Origin of the sequence: Enterobacter sp. V89_11 (genome assembly GCF_029967775.1) — a bacterium.
Classification (GTDB): Bacteria; Pseudomonadota; Gammaproteobacteria; order Enterobacterales; family Enterobacteriaceae; genus Enterobacter; species Enterobacter ludwigii.
The window spans coordinates 138981-156159 of sequence record NZ_JASCAN010000007.1 but is presented as its reverse complement, the minus strand read 5'-3'; the positions used below and the strand labels follow the sequence as shown (position 1 = coordinate 156159).

Genomic DNA, 17179 nt, shown 5'->3' with positions numbered 1-17179 from the left:
GTTTATTTACTGACGATCCTTCTCCTTGCGCACGCTGTCTTATTCCGGAAGGGGTTGACCACACCCGAAACGGGGTGTGGTCAACGATTGCAGGCGATATCAAACCCGCAACCTCAGGCTAAAAAGGTTATTTGCAGTCTGCTGACGCGCCTTCTTTCACCCATACATCGCTGTTACCTGGTTTATCACCACGGGTCCACCATTTCGCACGGTAGACATACCCCTGGTAGGTGGTCGTATCGCCACCGTTGTAAACCACATCTGAACGCCAGTTCATTTTCACCTGGCTGACCAGCTCCCACGCATCCGCGTCAAAGCCAGGTTTATTGCCCTGTGTCCAGTACTTCGCTTTCCACACCAGGTTGTCGGCGCTCACGGTGTCACCACTGTTGTAGATTTTGCTCGCACTCCAGGCCGGGTACTGGCTGGCATTGGCATCAACAGGTGCATCACAGCTGCCGGTGGCAGAGCCTTCATCAGAAGGTGGCGTGACCTCATCGGCAGGTGGTGTCACCTCGTCAGATGGCGGCGTGACCTCATCGGCTGGTGGTGTTACCTCGTCAGATGGCGGCGTGACCTCATCGGCTGCTTTTGGCGTGACAATAATCTGCACGTTCGATTGAACGCTGGTTTTACCGTCGCTGACCACCACGCTCAGGGTGTAGGTGGAATCGGAAGCAACAGCCGGTGCGGTGATATTCACGTTCGCGGTGTCAGTACCGGTTGCGTTCATGTCCGCCGGCACGCTCCAGGCATAGGTCAGCGCGTCACCATCCGGATCGGCTGCCTGCGCATGCAGGGCATAGGTTTCACCCGCCTGCAGCGTGATGCTTTCCATCGGGTTGACCACCGGTGCCTGGTTCGCTTTAGGTGCTTTGTTCACGACCTGAACATCAATGGCGTTCGTCAGGCCTTTCGCATCTTTCACCGTCAGGCGGAAGGAGAGCGTCTGGTTCTGAGTCACTGCCGCCGCGCCGAAGGAGGCTTTGGCTTTCGTGCTGTTGGTAAGGGTCACGGCTGGACCGGAAATCTGGGTCCACTTATAGGTAATGGCGTCGCCGTCCGGATCGCCAGACGCAGAGCCATCGAGGGTGACGGTAACAGGCCCGGTCACGGTCTGATCGGCAGCCGCAGCGATCGGCGCATGGTTGGTGACAACGGGATCAACCGGCGTTGAACCGCCGCCCAACAGGCTTTCGTTCATCGCATTAAGGATGTCGCCATTGTCCGAGTCGATGGACCAGGAGAACAGACCGCCTAGGTTTTTCGCCAGCACATACTTACCTTTTGCCGTGGTAGAACGCGCGTCTTCATAGGTAATCAGATCGCCGGTGGCTTTATTGAACAGATACGGCGCTTCTGCCGCGGCATCGTATTTGTATTCCCAGCCTGGCTTGCCTTTGTACTCGTTCGCAATCTGACGGTAGTCAACCACGCCCGGTTCCCAGGTGCCTTTGACCGCGCCCGTTGCCGTACCGGTGAATGGATTGTCGCCGGTGTAGCCATGAACGCCAGTCCAGCCGCGACCGTACATGCCCGCCCCCACAACAATCTTGCCCGGCTGCACGCCCTGTTCCAGCAGCGCGTTCACGCCGTTTTCAGTGGTGTAGTTGGTGTCCGGTTTCCACTCCGCGCCGTGCAACGCCGCCTGGTGGCCGAGATCAGTGTTGCTCCAGCCGCCGTAGAAGTCGTAGCTCATCAGGAAGATGTGGTCGAGATACTGCTGCGCCGTGGTGTAATCCACGTCTTCAATTTTGTCTTTACCGGAACCAATGGCGGTGGTCAGTTCGTACGTACGGCCCGTTTCTGCTGACAGCTCGTTCAGCATCGCGCGCAGATCGTGCATCACCGCGGTATAGGTGGCTTTGTCCTGAGCAGGGTTGCCAAGATTTTCCGACACGCCACCACCCCCCGGGAATTCCCAGTCAATATCGACCCCGTCGAAGAATTTCCAGGTTTTCAGGAACTCTTTCACGGAAGAGACGAAGCGCGCGCGGATCGCTGAATCATGCATCTGGAAGAACGGATCGGACATCGTCCAGCCGCCAATGGAAGGCAGCACTTTCAGATCCGGATGGGCTTTTTTCAGCGCCATCAACTGACCAAAGTTACCTTTGTAGGGGTCGTCCCAGTTGGTCACGCCAGCCTGCGGTTTTTGCAATGCCGCCCACGGATCGTGAATGGCCACGGTGTAATCCTGACGGCCCGCACAGGCGCGCTGCAGCGCGGCGAAGCTGTTGCCGTTCTCAACTGTTTTTAACCCGTCGTTGATGCCATCACCGCCACAGATCGGAATGAAACCGTACAAAATGTGGTTCAGGTTCGCCGCAGGGATTTTATCCACCGGGAACTCACGCCCATAGACGCCCCACTCAGGGAAATAGGCACCCACCACTTTGTCCGTATGTTGAGAGAAGGTTTTGTTATTTTCCTTCAGGGTGGTGTTCAGCGGCAGCAGATGGCTCCCGTCCGTGTCCGCCACGATGATCAGTTTGCTGGCACTTTTAGAACACCCGCTGGCGTTACAGAGTTCAACCTGCTCCTGATAGCGTCCGCCCTTTTTCACTTTGAAGGTGGCTGACCCGGAGGCGCTTGCGGCGCCACTCCACACGGCCTGACCATCCAGAAGCACTTTCGCCGAGGTTGGCGCATCACCGCTCCAGACGTTCCACTCAACTTTCACATCCGCGCCATCATGGACTTTCACAAGGCTGTTATAGTCTTGCGCTGCCTGGTCAACTTCAACAATCGCAAACTTATCATTGCCACTGCTGAGGGTTGGCGTACCTGGCGCTGCCGCGAAGGCAGAGCTGGATGCCGCTGCAACGAAAAGCGCCAGATATTTAGGCTTCATAAATTTCATTTTTATTTCCTGATAAATTTATTTGTAAACGTTAATGACCCATGTCTTCCTTTAAAACATGGAATAGTTTTTTACAGACTTTGAATTTCAACTTAAGCAAAAATCGTTAACCGCTATTTCTGTGGCGCGCTGTATTCCTCCATTAAAAGATACAAGCTCGAATTCTGTGAAGCTTATGCCTTTAACGATACGCTGAATAAATATTGTATTCCTTTCATTCCCCAATCGAAAAAATCACTAAAAAAACTTGACCGGTGTATTCAGAATGTGGAACAGGCAACCTGATAAACAAAAACCGTCATGCCGGCAAAAGCTAAATAAGGCCCGAAAGAAATAATGCGGTTATTTTTATTCGCATGTGTTGTCGCGAAATATCCGACAATACCGCTTAACGCGGCAATCAATTCCAGGGTGGGCAGTGCCTGCCAGCCACACCAGGCGCCTAACGCCGCCAGAAGTTTAAAATCGCCATAGCCTAATCCTTCTCGTCCGGTAAGCAGACGAAATGCCCAGTAGAGAGACCAGAGCGAAAGGTAGCCAGCCACCGCCCCCAGCAGCGCATCCTTAAGCGGCAGCGTGTGGTCAACGAGGTGTAACAACAGTCCTGCCCACAGCAACGGCTGGGTCAGACAGTCAGGGAGCAACTGATGCTGCCAGTCAATCATCGCCAGCGGCAGCAGAAACGCGGCCAGCAACCACAGTGAGAACAACGCCGGTTCGCCCGGAATGCACAAGGCGGTGAGGCCAAAAAAGAGCGCGGTGACGAGTTCGAGCATCAATAAGCGCAGCGGGATGGCCGTGCCGCACTGCCTGCAGCGCCCGCGCAATACTAGCCAGCTGACCAGCGGGATATTCTCCCAGGCAGCAAGATCATGCTGGCACACCGGGCAGTGAGAGGCCGGAAACAGCAAGTTGCCCGCTCCTTCCTCCTCCATCACCATGCCCGGCACGCGCTCAGCGACAACCCCCAGAAAACTGCCCACCATGCTGCCCAGGATCGCACTCATCACCGGGAACCCCACCGGGTAGACTTCCCGCATCAGCGCAACGGTGTTCATGCGGTTTTGCGCCAGGTGAGCTGCACTTCGGCTTTCACGTCACTGAGGTGATCGACCGGCGTAAGGTTCATTTTTTGCAGCCTGACGCCGGAGGTCTGGTTGATTTCCCGCAGCCAGTTTTTTAATTCATACACGTTTACGCGGTTCACCACGAACGATAAGGTTTGCCCGTCCTGACGCACCTCCGTCAGGGAAAGGTTAATTTCATGAGCGCTGTTCTCCACCACCGTGCGCGGGTTATCCGTTTTAATGATCATCACCGGAAGGTGGTGTTTATCTATTTCTCTGCGCATCCAGTTCAGCGTCTCTTTTTGTCGGGTCAGCGTTGATTTGCTATTTTGAATCATATTATCCAGTGGCATCATGCCCGCGTAATAAACAGCCGCGGCCAGGAGGGCAACGGCACCGGTTTTTAAAATATATTTCTCCCGGATGCTGTATTGTTGATAACGCGACGTAAGCTTCGTGATTCGCTCTTTCATTTATATTTCCCTGCGATCATGGCGGTATAAGGTGCAGTGGTAGAAACAGGCTGTAGAGTGAAATCAAAATGCTCCCCTGTTTTCTCCACAAACGACTGCAGCGCGGCCTGGCTTTGCGCACTGACGCTCAGGGTTAGCGCATTTTGTTGCGCATCGTACTCAAGCAGGGAGATCTCAAGTGCGGGTACGGCCTGCCTGGCTTGCTCAAGATCATCCAGCTGCAGGAATATCCCTTTGTGCTGCTTTTTCATGTTTTGACCGAAGTGGTATTTGATATTGGTCTGCTGGCGCATACTGGGAAAATGGTGCTGATAAACCTGAACGATCTCCTGCTGAACCCGATTTTCCTGCTGTACCAGCATCCAGGCCATCGCGATCCGCGGGCCCAGCAACAGCCCGAGAGACAGCAGGCCCGCCACCGCCATCGCGATTTTTATTCCTTTAGACGCGCTGCCTTTCCCTGCCTTCGGGCTGAATTCACCGTGCAGGAGGGTGACCCGACAGGATTGCCACTGGGGCTGGATCAGCACCAGCGGATGCTGCCACGGGTGCAGAAGATCCACCCCGACACCGGCTGGCGGTTCGCCGTAACAGCACACGTCACCGTCTGGGGTTTTTTGCATCAGCAGCGGCAGCAGGCTGGCCTCCATTTCGCTGGCGACATGGGGCGACAGGCGCAGCCAGTAGCGGTCATCCAGGGCAACCAGCGTGCTTCCTCCTGCCGTCACCGGCAGCAGCCAGGCATCCGGCAGCACCTGAACCACCTTCAAACCGGCCTCCTGGCAACGGGCTAACCACCCGCGCAGAACATCGGTATCAATCGCCACCGCGTCAACGTTGGCCCCCTTTTTGTGAAGCACCGTCCAGTGAAGGTTGTCCACCTCGCCAATGAGCGTCTCTTCCGCCAGCCACGAGAACGCCGCCGTCTGAGAGGCAACTTTTTTCGGCAACGTAAAATGGCGGAAGATCATGTTGCCCGCGGGCAACAGTAAACAGACCCGGGCCGCGAGAGGATGGTCTGCCAGCGCGTCAAGGCGCTCCACAACGTCAACCTGCTGGCTGCCGGAAGCACACCACATTATTTTCCCGCCCTCACGGCTGTCGGGACGAACAAAAAGTACCTGTTTCATAGCCATCTGCTTTTCTTATTCAATCATTCGGTAACGACGTTGCCACGTCACGATCTCACCGGCTTCGTTATTGACCTGAAGCTGGCTTACCACGCGAAGCGTTAGCGCATCGGTGTTGCCGGTATAGTTAACGCGGAAGTACCGGCTTTGGGTGGAGAGTTGTCCAGCCACCTGCGGAAGGTCGTCTTTCACCTGCGGGAAGGCCTGCTCCAGCGCGTTGCTGAAGGTTTCCATATTTTCCCAGCCGGTTTCAGGTCGCGATTCAATCAGGCGAACGGCATCGTCTTGCGTTATTTTTCCGGGGAACATGGCGGCCAGTAAGGCGGCCTGTTCCGGTTTCAGGGTGTTCACATCCACCTTGCTGGCGGTATCCGGTAAGGCACACAGCAGCGTGCTCACCTTCCGGTATGCCGTTGCCGGAAATGCCGGCAGCAGCGTGATCTCAGCGATCGTGCGCATCATCTGGTTTGCGGGCTGCCGGGGGGGCACCACGCCCGCCCAGGCATCGCCCTCCGCCCCCTTGCTGGCCGTGGTGGTATCGCCATCCAGATAGTCCACCAGCTGCGAGTAAACCTCGTGCGCCGTGGACTGGCTGAGGCCACTCCCGGTCAGGAGTTGCTCAACAATCTGCTCTTTCCGCGGTTTTTCCGGCACCGCGGGCGCATTTTGCCCCTGCGCGATGTCATCGGCCGCCAGCAGGTTATTCACGTTGAAGCAGTCCTGGGCGTCTTCCACCTGGCTGACCACCGTGTAATCGTCACCCCGGGTCTCCAGCGGCTGATGCCAGTCACCCTGCAGGGTAAGGGCTTTACTCTCACCGCTGGCGTCGCTCTGCAGACGATCTTTGACCACCTTCTCCTGAGCCTGCATGGCCCAGCGCAGCTGCTGCTGACTCACCTGGTAATGGGTTTTCTGCAGATTGCGGCAGAACTGCTGGCTGATTCTGGCAGCCAGCGCCGACATCATGACCAGCAGGATCAGTACCACCAGCAGCGCGACGCCTTTCTGTTTACGTAAAGCCTTCATGATGTCGCTTCCGCTGCAGGTGGCGCGGCAGGTGCGTCTGCGGGCGCTGGCGCGGCGGCCTCGGGGATATCGCCCGGCGTCGTAAACACCCAGCGCCAGGTTTCCCCGTTTTCCATCGTCAGCGTCAGCTCGACGCCATCCGGCAGATGTGCCGGGTCGTTCCAGCTTTTTTGCCAGCCCTGACGGTTAAAACGCCACTGCAGGGATTTCACCTCGCCGACAATCGGCACCGCATCGGGTCTGGCATCCGCCGGGCTGTCAATCACCGGCCAGACATCCCGGTACAGTCGCCCCTCTTCCAGCCGCCAGCGCACGCGCTCCAGCTGTACGGTTCCGCTCACGCCGTTCAGCGTGGTCATCTCAAGGCCGTCATCCCCCTGACGAAATGTATCCGGCTCGTTGCGCGGCGCACGCGCCTGAAGCTGATAGAAATCGCGTTCCATCAGGCTCCAGGCACGCTGAAGCTGATTGAGCTTTGCCGCGCTGGCCTCCGTCGCCGAACTGGTGCGCATCGCCCCGTCGAGGATTTGCCAGGCCAGGGTGCTGATCACCGCAAAAATGGTCAGCGCAATCATGATCTCCAGCAGGGTAAATCCCCGCTGGCGTCGGATTTTCTTCACGGTTCCTCTCCCGGCGCGATGACCTGCAGTGAAATAACCGGCTGGCTTTCATCGCCTTCTGCATAGACGCGGATGGCATTCGCCCAGCCGTTAGCCGCGGTTTTTACGCGCTGCTTTCGCCAGGCCCAGCTGCGCCCGCCCATGACCTCTGCCCCCTGCGCTTCAGCGTCAGGAAAATCACGTCTGTTGAGCTGCGCCTCCGCCAGTTGATTTTCGGCGACCCAGCTGGCCTGCAATGTATCGGCCAGCCCGTGGGTGAAACGCACGTTCAGGGAGACCGAGTTCATCAGCGCCAGTGCGGCGGTGGAGAAGATGACCAGCGCGACCATCACCTCCAGCAGCGTCATCCCCTTTTGCTTTCTCTTGCCGTTAGCCATCGTTTTCTACCGTTACAGGGGCCGCGCCTTGCGACACCACGCGGAAATGGTGCGCGTTGTCGCGGCTTTGCAGCGCCAGCGTAAAGCGGCTGATTTCACCGTCTGGCAGAAATAACACCTGCGGTTCGGATGTCACCGTGGCGGCGAGACGCTGCGGCGTGAGCGAGACGTGCATCTCCGGCGGGAAATCACCCCGGGTCGTTATCCGCCCCGCGGATAACGACACCCAGTGACGCTCACCGTTTTTATCCTCGAGCGTCACCAGCCGGTATTTATCCGCGGTCATAACCAACCCCACGATATTTCCGTCCATCACTGCCCGGTCTGAACCATAATCAACGAGGGCTTTTAATTGCTGACCAAATATATCCGCACCGCTGCGTGAGGGTATTGTTGAAACCACCATCATGGCGCAGCTGGCAAATATCACCAGCGCCAGAATAATTTCCAGCAACGTAAAGCCGCGTTGACGTTTCATTATTTCTCTTTCTTATCCAGAGACCAGTTTGTAATATCATCGGCGGTATTGGCTTCGCCATCCGGACCTGCGGAGAAAACGTCTACGGCACCGTGTTCACCCGGGCTGACCAGAATATAATCCCCGCCCCACGGGTCCTGCGGCAGGCGGCGGATATAACCGTCCGCACGGTAGCCGTTGGGAATGGGCGCAATCTCTGGCTTCGTGACCAGCGCCTGCAAGCCCTGTTCGGTGGTGGGATAGCGGTGATTATCCAGCTTATACATATCCAGCGAGCCTTCGAGCGCGACGATATCGCTGGTCGCTTTTTGGGTATCCGCTTTTTCTTTATTGCCCATTAAATTGGGTACCACCATACTCGCGAGTACGCCGAGAATAACAATAACCACCATTAATTCGAGCAAGGTGAAGCCCGTCTGGCGAGCCAGGTGTTTACGTTTTATAACCATGATTTAACCTACCATATTATTAAGTTGCAGAAGCGGTTGTAATATTGACAGGACGATGAATAAAACAATCGTCGCCATAGATACCACCAGTGCCGGTTCAAATACCGACAACGTTAACGTAATACGATGCTGTAATGCCGATTCCTGGTTTTCCGCCGCGCGGTCCATTAAATGGCCTAATTCCCCACTCTCTTCCCCGGAGGCAATCATATACAGCATGGTCGGCGGGAATAATTTCGCCTGCTCCAGAGCCGCATAAAGCGATGCACCCTGGCGCACGGTATCCGCCGCCTGCTCCAGCACCTGCCGGGCATACCGGTTTTCGATCCCGTCCATCGCGATATACATCCCCTCCAGCAACGGCACGCTACTGGCCTGCAGAATGCTCAGGGTACGGATATAGCGGGCGCTGTTGATGGCGCAGACCAGCTTTTTGACGGGCGAACCGTTCACCAGCCAGCCGTGCCAGCGAAAACGATTTTTAGCGTTTCGAAGCCAGGCCTTAAAACCCATCATCCCGCCTGCCAGGCTGCCGACGATATAGAGGCCGTAAATCTGCAGGAAATCACTCACCGCGATCAGCGTGCGGGTGGTGATCGGCAGCTGCTGTTTCATATGGGTGAACTGCTCAATCACCTGGGGCACAACCGCCACCAGCAGAATGCCGATCACCGCGATGGCCACCACGGTCAGGGTGATCGGGTAGACCATCGCCTGCGTCAGTTTGCTTTTCATCTTCTGACGCTGCTCGTTGTACTCGGCCAGCTTTTCCAGCACGTCGCCCAGATGGCCGGTCTTTTCACCGGCCATTACCAGCGTGCAGTAGAGCTTGTCGAAGCTGCGCGGAAACTGGCTGAAAGCGTCAAACAGCGTATGCCCTTCCACTACCTTCTCGCGGATGTCCACCACCATCGCCGCGAGCTTTTTGTCCTCCGTCTGTTTCGCGATTGCCTTCAGCGCGCTCTCCAGCGGCAGCGCAGCGTTGACGAGCGTCGACAGCTGACGGGTAAACATCGACAGCACCGGCGTGGAGAGTTTTGCCCCAGCGTTCGCATTACCGGCAGCCGCAACCTCACGGGTTTCGTTGATGCTGACGGGCATCAGCTTTTGCTCGCGCAACATCTGGCGAACCTGCTTTTGCCCCTCAGCCTGCAACGTGCCACGCCGGGTTTTGCCCGCGGTATCCATCGCCGTCCAGGCGTAGAAGGCCATTACGCATCTCCTCCGCGCTCGGCGGTGACGCGCATCACCTCTTCCAGCGAAGTGACGCCGCCGATCACCTTCAGCAGCCCGTTCTCACGCAGGCTGTAGGCCTGCTTAAAAAGTTCGGTTTCGATGGCCATTTCGTCTTTATCTTCATGAATGGCGCGGCGCAGGGTGCTGTCGACCACCAGAAACTCATGAATACCGGCGCGCCCCTGATAGCCGCTCTGGCGGCAGTGTTCGCACCCCACCGCGCGATAGATCGCGTGTGGCGGCTGGTCCATAAAGCTGAACAGCGCCTTTTCATTGTCATCCAGCGGACTGGTGGTACGGCAGTGCGGACACAGCCGACGCACCAGACGCTGGGCAATGACCCCCAGTAACGATGAACCGATTAAAAACGACTCCAGCCCCATATCCCGCAGGCGGGTTATCGCCCCGGCGGCGCTGTTGGTGTGCAGCGTAGACATGACCAGGTGACCGGTAAGCGACGCCTGCACCGCAATTTGTGCCGTCTCGGCGTCACGGATTTCGCCGATCATCACCACGTCCGGGTCCTGGCGCAGAATCGCGCGCAGCCCGCGGGCAAAGGTCATGTCCACGCGCGGGTTAACCTGCGTCTGCCCCACCCCTTCCAGCTCGTATTCAATGGGATCTTCTACGGTCAGGATGTTGCGCTCATGGCCGTTCAGCGCCGAAAGAATCGCGTACAGGGTGGTACTTTTACCGGAACCCGTTGGCCCGGTGACCAGGATAATGCCGTGCGGGCGGTCAATCAGCCCTTGTAACTTCTCCCGTTCTTCATCAATCAGCCCAAGCTTGTTGATATCAGGCTTGAGATTGCTTTTATCGAGCAGACGCATGACCACGCGTTCACCATACTGGGACGGAATGGTCGATACGCGCACGTCGACCGCCTTACGGCCAATGCGCAGGGAAATACGGCCATCCTGCGGCAGACGTTCTCCGCGATATCCAGCCGGGACATCACCTTGATACGCGAAACCAGCAGCGGCGCGAGCTTACGCGCGGGCTGCAACACCGGACGCAGCACGCCGTCGACGCGAAAGCGAATGCTCAGCGTACGCTCGAAGGTTTCAATATGAATATCCGACGCGCCCTCTTTTACCGCCTCGCCGAGAATGGCGTTGATCAGGCGGATCACCGGCGAGTTTTCATCGTTATCGAGCAGATCTTCGTTATCCGGGATCTCCTCGGTTAACGCCATCAGATCGATATCGGCGTCCATATCGTCCACCAGTTGCTGGGACACCCCGCTGCTCTGCTGCCAGATCCTGGCCAGCATTTCATCGAAGGCTTCCGCCGTCAGGGTGACCGGGACAAACGCGCGTCCCAGCACCCGACGCACTTCCAGCAGCGCGAGTGCCGGAGTGTCATCACGGATATAGACCGCATCGTGAAAAAATAAAACGCCGTTATCTTTTGCGTAGCCGCTGCTACACAGGGTTTTGCTCAGTTCGTCCACGTGATACCTCCGCCTTATTCTTTAAACGGATTGCGGGACGCGCTGGTTTTCACCGATGCAGCACTCGCATCAGGGAACGCGGGTAACACGGCGTTATCCGCCGGTTCAATGATCCCGAGCTTTTTCTCCTCAACGCGCTGCTGCTGACGGGCGCGGATCTGGTCATATTTCTCTTTCGACGCCGCGCTGTAGTTGTCGTCGTCACGCAGCACGGTGGTATGAATAAAGACCATCAGGTTGCGTTTGGACGCGTCCTGCGAGGTGTAGCGGAAAAGCTGCCCGACCAGCGGAATATCCCCCAGCAGCGGCACTTTGGAGACCGACTGCTTAGTGACATTCTCCATCAGGCCACCGAGTACCACCGTTTGCCCACTGTGCACCATCACTTCGTTATTGATGGTTCGGGTATTAAAGGTTGGGCCAAGGCTGGCGTCTTCCGTTGCGCTGTTGTCGACGCTTGAGACTTCCTGCTCAATCTTCAGGTGGATCATGTCGCCGTCGTTGATTTGCGGCACAATTTTCAGTTTGGTCCCCACCGTCTTGCGCTCTACGGAGTTAAAGACATTATCGCCACTGGTGGTCTGCGAACCGGAAAGCACCGGCACGTCCTGACCGACATTGAATGACGCCTCTTTGTTATCCAGCGTGACCACGCTTGGCGTGGAAAGGATGTCGTTTTTGCCGTCGGTTGAGAGCGCGGTCATCAGCGCACCGAAATCACCGTTAAAGAAGCCGGTCGCCAGACCAGTAAAGCTGGCGCCCTTGATGGTGCCATTTTTTATCTGACTAATGGGCAGGCCGGTGGAGCCGAACTGGACGCCACCGTGCTTGCCGGTCCACTGCACGCCGAGATCCAGACCGTTGCCGTCCTGCACTTCAGCAATGATGGCTTCCACCAGCACCTGCGGACGGCGGATGTCGAGCTTATCGATCACCTTCTCCAGGGAGTTCATCACGTTAGGCTGCGCGGTGATCACCAGCGAGTTGGTTGACTCGTCGGCGGTAATATTCAGATCGGTTGCCGCGGTGGCAGTTTTCGCCTTCGCGGTGCCGGCTTTGTCTTTCAGCTGTTCGCCAATACCGGTGAGCACCGGAACCACTTTGGTGGCGCTGGCGTACTTGAGATAGAAGACGCGGGTATTCCCCTCGTTGTTCTGCTCGCGATCTAACTCATGGATCAGGGTGCGGGTACGCGTGCGCGCATCTTCCGAACCGCTGATCACCAGGCTGTTGGTTTCGTCATCCGCCACCACTTTGGTGGCCAACTGCGGCGCGTTCTGCCCTTTCTGCTCTTCATTGTTGAGATTATTCAACATGTCGGAGAGCGCTTTGGCGGAAGCAAAGCGCAGGGGGACGATTTCGCGACGCTGAATACCGTCTTTATCCACGCGCTGGACCAGATCCACCAGCCGGTTCACCACGGACGCTTTACCGGTTAACAGCAGCACGTTGGAAGGCTCGAAGTGCACCACGTTGCCGATGCCGGTGGCATCGTTCAGTTGACGCAACAGCGGCGCGAGTTCACGCACCGGCACGTTTTCCATGCGCACGACACGGGTAATAATCTCATCGCCTTTGCCCGGGTTTGTGCTGTCTGCCAGCGGCGCACCAGCGGTGCGGGCCACGCTTGAGCGCACCACTTTAACCATGCCGTTATCCATCGGGATCACCGAGAGACCGTAGAGATCCAGCACGCTCAGGAAGAACTGGTAATACTCATCCTCCGTCAGCACGTTGTAGGTTCTGACGGATACGGAGCCCTGAACCGACGGGTCGACGAGAATGGTTTTGTTAAGGTTGCGGCCTACCGTATCGATAAACTCGCGGATATCGGTATTTTTAAAACTCGCGCTAAAGTTGGCTGCGAGCAGCGAACCCGAATATAACGACAATGCGGTCAGCGCCACGCACGCCCATGGAAATTTCTTCATGTCTGTACACTTATTAATTGTTAAGAACATTGACCCGAATATTTTCAAGGTGAGCGTGACGTCTGACGACAACCTCCGCTTCTTTCATTTTTGACCATTCAGCAATAATATTTTTTGCCTTTACTTCATCGGTCATATCGACAGCATTCACTTCGACTGCCACGTCCCCTTTTTTCAGTCCTGAATGGCTATAAAAGGAAGAGGCATTCCGGGGATTAATGGCATAGCCTTCCAGTTGGCCTTTTTCGACAACCGGTTTTAATACCAGATAATCATTCAGATGCAGCGTGTCTGCGCCTGCATCTTTTGTCGATTTGGTTACCGGGCCGCTATCAACGCCGCCCTTGAAATAATCCGGTTTCTTTAAGGCCAGCGTCTGCGTGATGCCTTCATAATTCACGACGACACTGTCTTTGTTAATTTCCTGAATAAAGGCATCGTTAAAACCGGTCAGCGGCTCCCCTTCGCGGTAGCTCTTCTGGCCCGCGGGCGTTTTAATAACGGCGAAGGAAAGCCAGGGGTCATCACTGCGCACAATGCCTTCTATTTCCGCCGCCAGCGGGGCTTTTAGCGCAGCCGGCCCAGTGTCCTGACGCGCTGCCGCCGTGAAAAGGGTGAATGTTTTCTCTTCGCGGCGGTTTTTCAGCGGCTGCGCATCAGAGTTAGCCAACCTATTCGTAACCTTTTTATAATCTTTAAACGTGAAATACCCTTGCTGGCCGCTAAAAATTAACAGCACCAACATCATGCAAGGGGTTATCCACCGTGACAGAAATGAGAACCTCATTTTTCATCTGGCCTTTAACAAAGCGAAAATAAGCAGCATCACGCTGCGACAAAACGTGTGAAGAGAGTAATGAGACGCGGTGAATACGACCATCGACTTCGCCACCAACTTTAATAAAGAAAATTATTGACCGTCTAAAATCGAGGTGTTAGGACATTTCTGCCGGATATTTTTACCCAGTTGAAAAATTGATCGCCCCGTATCCTTACCGTAATTTCACGACCTGTTGCTATTCCTAATCAGAGACGGTAAGTCGTTATGTATCAGAGCCACTTTACTTTTAAAACCCCGCCCTTCAGGAAGGTCACCCGCTTATCCGGGGATTTTCTGGTGCCTTATCATCAGGACGTCTTTAACCTGCTGAAAGAGAAAACCCAACAGGCGGGAATATGCGGGCTCTTTAGCGATGATACCTCGCTGTTGGGCCAGTTCAGCGATGCGCTGAAAAACAGCGACAACCGTGTTCTTGCCATCAACGCGTTTCCAAAACTGAGCGCCAGTAGCCTGCTGTACAAGCTCAGCCCGGACACGAAAGCAATCACCAGCCGTATTCAGGCGGTCGATACCGTGCTGCAGCAGTGGCAGGCCGGGAAAACGCAGGCCACCGTGCTGGTCATTTCCCATACTGAAGCCATGAAAGAGACCTGCCGGACGGTGCTGGGGATGTTGCTCACCCGTGCGCAGGAGCTGGGGTTTCATTTATCGGTGGTGCTGACGGGCGCGGAAAATCAGGCGGCGCGGCTACAGCAATCTGATCTGCGTGAATATGTGCATACCCACCACACCTTGCGCCCCCTGACCTGCCGTGAATATCTCAGCTACGTGCAGGCGCAGTGCGAAGAGCACGGAGGCGAAAGCTCGCCGTTATCCCCGGCGCGCGTGCGTAAGATGCACGCAATGACAAAAGGGAAAATCAGTGAACTGAATGCGCTGGCGCACCTGTCGATGCTCGCGGCCTGGACCGAACGCGCAAGCCAGGTCAGTCCGCGACATTTACGCCTGGCGGCCGCAGAGGTGCTGCCCGCGAAAAAACAGGGTAAGCGTCTGGCAACGGTTTCACTGTTTGCCTCTGTGCTGTTCGCGGCTTGCGGCTGGTATTTCACCGCCTCAATGACTGCTCGCCTCCCGGTTTCTCTGCCGGTCCCGATAAGCTGGAAACACCCGGCCACCCCCGTTCAGGCCCCTGTCGTGCCGGTTATCGACAAGGAAATAGTCAATCAGCCGGACGCGATGCATCAGCTTTATCTGATGTGGGGGTATGACGCCTCGGCGGACGATGCGCTGTGTCAAAACGCGGTGAAGGTAAACCTGATGTGTAAGCAGGGAAATGCCTCTCCGGATGCGCTGGCAGGCGAAGGTTATCCGTGGGTGAGCGAGCTCAAAACCGGCAATCATCTTAACTATGCGGTGGTCGCCCGCGTCGGAGAAACCTCGATGGACTTACTGATGAATAACCGGACCTGGCAGGTCAGTCGCAGCTGGTTTAACCGGCATGCAACCGGAAACTATACACAACTGCACCGCCTGACGCCGGAAGGTAAAGACGCCATCAGCGCAACCAGTGACGGCAAAGAGATGACCTGGCTTGATCAGCAGCTGAGCCAGGCCCTTTCTCAACCTGAAACCCACGCTCAGCGCTGGACTGCGGAGATGATGAAACGCACCCGCGCGTTCCAGCAAAAAATGCATCTGCATGTGGACGGTATTCCCGGCGAAGAGACATTGATGCAGTTAATGCGGGAAACCAACACCACGCCGAGCGTATTGATCCAGGCTTCGCATGCGATACCGGATGCGAAAATGCAGGAGAAGCATTCCTGATGTCTACTATCAGCCTTGCGGCTCAGCGCAGTTACACCACCGGGGAAGCGGTCTGGTTTTCATATCGCCTTCCCGGACTGAGAAACGTTTTTGCCCACACCGTTTTAGGACTCCTGGGTCTGTGCGCCATGCTGATGGCCGGGTTGTACGCGCATGTATATTGGGATCTGCGCCACCCTGCACCCGCCCCCATCAACGCGAGCAGCGCCAGACCGGAAACACAGCTTTCAGATATGCATTATGTGTATGTAAGCAAACCCTTCCCGCATCCGCATCCGCACCCTAAACCTGCGCCGGTGCATGAGGATATGCCTGCCCTGCAGGATCTGCCGATTAACGGCGATGATACCGACTGGCAGCAGGCGCCTGAAGGAGCGGCTCAGCACGATACCGCGCGGGATACGTTACCCGGAACCGGGGCGCACACCGACGCTTCTGCACGGGCTGGCAGCGACAGTTCCTCATTAACAGAATTGTTTAAACAGGCGTTAAAAGAACAAGAGCAGGATTATTCGCAAGGCAAAATTCCCGCGCCGCCGGTTGACGAAACGCAGGATATTTCCCGGTCCCCTTTACGTCATAAAGGAGACCGGCTGGAGTAATTAATATTTTTCAGGCAAGGATGTCAGGTTAAGGAGTCGCCCCTTTTCCACCACAATATACTGACCTTTTTTCAGGTCGGAGAGAATTTTAATAATGGTACTGCGTGCCAGGTTGGTGTATTCCTGAATATAGTCATATATATTGATATCACGCTGATGCTGAACAATCAGTTCATTAATCTCGTATAAAAATTCGCGCACTACCGAATAGGCGCTGCGGGCAACCAGCACATCGTCACGCTTGCTCAGCATACAAATATACCAGGAGAGCACTTTCGTCAGTTCCGGCCACAGATTGTTTTCAGTCATTAGCTGGGCGAAGGCCTCTTTTTTTATCGAGCGCACGACGGTATTTGACCGAATGAGGCCATACATGTGCGTGGCGCTGTAAAACATAGAACAAAGCCCAAATATACACGGCCCCTGAGCGGTGAACATGCACAATTCATCAGATTCGCGGCGGAACTCAACGTCGCCACTGACGATAATATGAATATACTGTGAATCACTGGTAGATATTTTCTGCCACTTTTTTAACGTCTTCTCTTCAAATCCTGACGTTGCAGAAATAATTGCGTTGACTTCGTTTTGCGGACGTAATTTTTTACCGTAGATGCTTAACATTATTATACCCAATTTAAGATGTGAAATATAAAACTCAGGATTAAGACGTAAGGCCTCAACCCAGGAATATTTTCCTGATGAAACACTCAAGGAGAAAATAAAAGTAGAAATTGTTTACGTTAATTTGCTGCTTTACTTAGCAAGCTATGTGTCCATCTTAAATCCGGATAATTTTAAGTCAATTAACTAAAAATGAATTGAGTTTGTACTTAAGATTAATCTTACTTAAATTACGCGAAAAA

At 55.4% G+C, this 17179-nt stretch carries 15 protein-coding genes and 1 pseudogene; 2 read left to right on the top strand and 14 right to left on the bottom strand.

The genetic code is table 11. The features are described 5' to 3' along the window. Positions 1 to 127: 127 nt before the first annotated feature. From QLG09_RS07810 to gspC, 13 genes and pseudogenes are all read right to left on the bottom strand, one after another. Positions 128 to 2863 carry a glycosyl hydrolase family 18 protein gene (locus QLG09_RS07810; RefSeq protein ID WP_047742444.1) on the bottom strand — a complete coding sequence of 912 codons (2736 nt, stop codon included), beginning with the start codon at positions 2861 to 2863 and terminating at the stop codon, positions 128 to 130. A gap of 260 nt (positions 2864 to 3123) precedes the next feature. Next, entirely contained in the window at positions 3124 to 3921 is a 798-nt protein-coding gene (locus tag QLG09_RS07805; RefSeq protein ID WP_282488802.1) for an A24 family peptidase, read from the bottom strand. After that, positions 3918 to 4403, bottom strand: a complete 486-nt coding sequence (gspM, locus tag QLG09_RS07800; RefSeq protein WP_020884851.1) for a type II secretion system protein GspM — start codon at positions 4401 to 4403, stop codon at positions 3918 to 3920. The genes QLG09_RS07805 and gspM overlap by 4 nt, the downstream gene beginning before the upstream one ends. After that, positions 4400 to 5533 (bottom strand): type II secretion system protein GspL, encoded by a 1134-nt coding sequence (gene gspL, locus QLG09_RS07795; RefSeq protein WP_252069726.1) that lies wholly within the window; start codon positions 5531 to 5533, stop codon positions 4400 to 4402. Before gspL ends, gspM begins: the two co-directional genes overlap by 4 nt. A 15-nt stretch (positions 5534 to 5548) precedes the next feature. Then, positions 5549 to 6559: a type II secretion system minor pseudopilin GspK gene (gene gspK, locus QLG09_RS07790; RefSeq protein WP_032681350.1), complete on the bottom strand. Its 1011-nt coding sequence runs from the start codon at positions 6557 to 6559 to the stop codon at positions 5549 to 5551. Continuing rightward, positions 6556 to 7179: a type II secretion system minor pseudopilin GspJ gene (gene gspJ, locus QLG09_RS07785; RefSeq protein WP_282488801.1), complete on the bottom strand. Its 624-nt coding sequence runs from the start codon at positions 7177 to 7179 to the stop codon at positions 6556 to 6558. Before gspJ ends, gspK begins: the two co-directional genes overlap by 4 nt. After that, positions 7176 to 7556: a type II secretion system minor pseudopilin GspI gene (gspI, locus tag QLG09_RS07780; RefSeq protein ID WP_014169336.1), complete on the bottom strand. Its 381-nt coding sequence runs from the start codon at positions 7554 to 7556 to the stop codon at positions 7176 to 7178. The genes gspJ and gspI overlap by 4 nt, the downstream gene beginning before the upstream one ends. Continuing rightward, positions 7549 to 8034 (bottom strand): type II secretion system minor pseudopilin GspH, encoded by a 486-nt coding sequence (gene gspH / locus QLG09_RS07775; RefSeq protein WP_014169335.1) that lies wholly within the window; start codon positions 8032 to 8034, stop codon positions 7549 to 7551. The genes gspI and gspH overlap by 8 nt, the downstream gene beginning before the upstream one ends. Further along, positions 8034 to 8483 carry a type II secretion system major pseudopilin GspG gene (gene gspG, locus QLG09_RS07770; RefSeq protein WP_049022087.1) on the bottom strand — a complete coding sequence of 150 codons (450 nt, stop codon included), beginning with the start codon at positions 8481 to 8483 and terminating at the stop codon, positions 8034 to 8036. Before gspG ends, gspH begins: the two co-directional genes overlap by 1 nt. Before the next feature lie 3 nt (positions 8484 to 8486). Beyond that, a complete protein-coding gene (gspF, locus tag QLG09_RS07765; RefSeq protein WP_049022084.1) occupies positions 8487 to 9695 on the bottom strand; it encodes a type II secretion system inner membrane protein GspF in 1209 nt (402 codons plus the stop codon). Further along, positions 9695 to 11172 (bottom strand): annotated as a pseudogene (gene gspE, locus QLG09_RS07760) (type II secretion system ATPase GspE). The gene gspF and the pseudogene gspE overlap by 1 nt, the downstream one beginning before the upstream one ends. Positions 11173 to 11186: 14 nt before the next feature. Continuing rightward, positions 11187 to 13103, bottom strand: coding sequence for a type II secretion system secretin GspD (gspD, locus tag QLG09_RS07755; RefSeq protein WP_049022080.1), 1917 nt, complete (start codon positions 13101 to 13103; stop codon positions 11187 to 11189). 13 nt (positions 13104 to 13116) lie between these two features. Then, positions 13117 to 13848: a type II secretion system protein GspC gene (gene gspC, locus QLG09_RS07750; RefSeq protein ID WP_049022122.1), complete on the bottom strand. Its 732-nt coding sequence runs from the start codon at positions 13846 to 13848 to the stop codon at positions 13117 to 13119. Between the two features lie 300 nt (positions 13849 to 14148). Here gspC and QLG09_RS07745 point away from each other — a divergent pair, with 300 nt between their 5' ends. Both QLG09_RS07745 and QLG09_RS07740 read left to right on the top strand, forming a co-directional pair. Continuing rightward, the gene (locus tag QLG09_RS07745) at positions 14149 to 15711 is read left to right on the top strand and encodes an ExeA family protein (protein WP_049022077.1); all 1563 of its coding nucleotides are present in this window, start codon (positions 14149 to 14151) and stop codon (positions 15709 to 15711) included. Continuing rightward, positions 15711 to 16313, top strand: a complete 603-nt coding sequence (locus QLG09_RS07740) for a hypothetical protein (protein WP_063435204.1) — start codon at positions 15711 to 15713, stop codon at positions 16311 to 16313. Before QLG09_RS07745 ends, QLG09_RS07740 begins: the two co-directional genes overlap by 1 nt. On the opposite strand, the gene QLG09_RS07735 is transcribed toward QLG09_RS07740, so the two are convergent. Continuing rightward, positions 16314 to 16937: a helix-turn-helix domain-containing protein gene (locus tag QLG09_RS07735; RefSeq protein ID WP_044859038.1), complete on the bottom strand. Its 624-nt coding sequence runs from the start codon at positions 16935 to 16937 to the stop codon at positions 16314 to 16316. Positions 16938 to 17179: the final 242 nt, after the last annotated feature.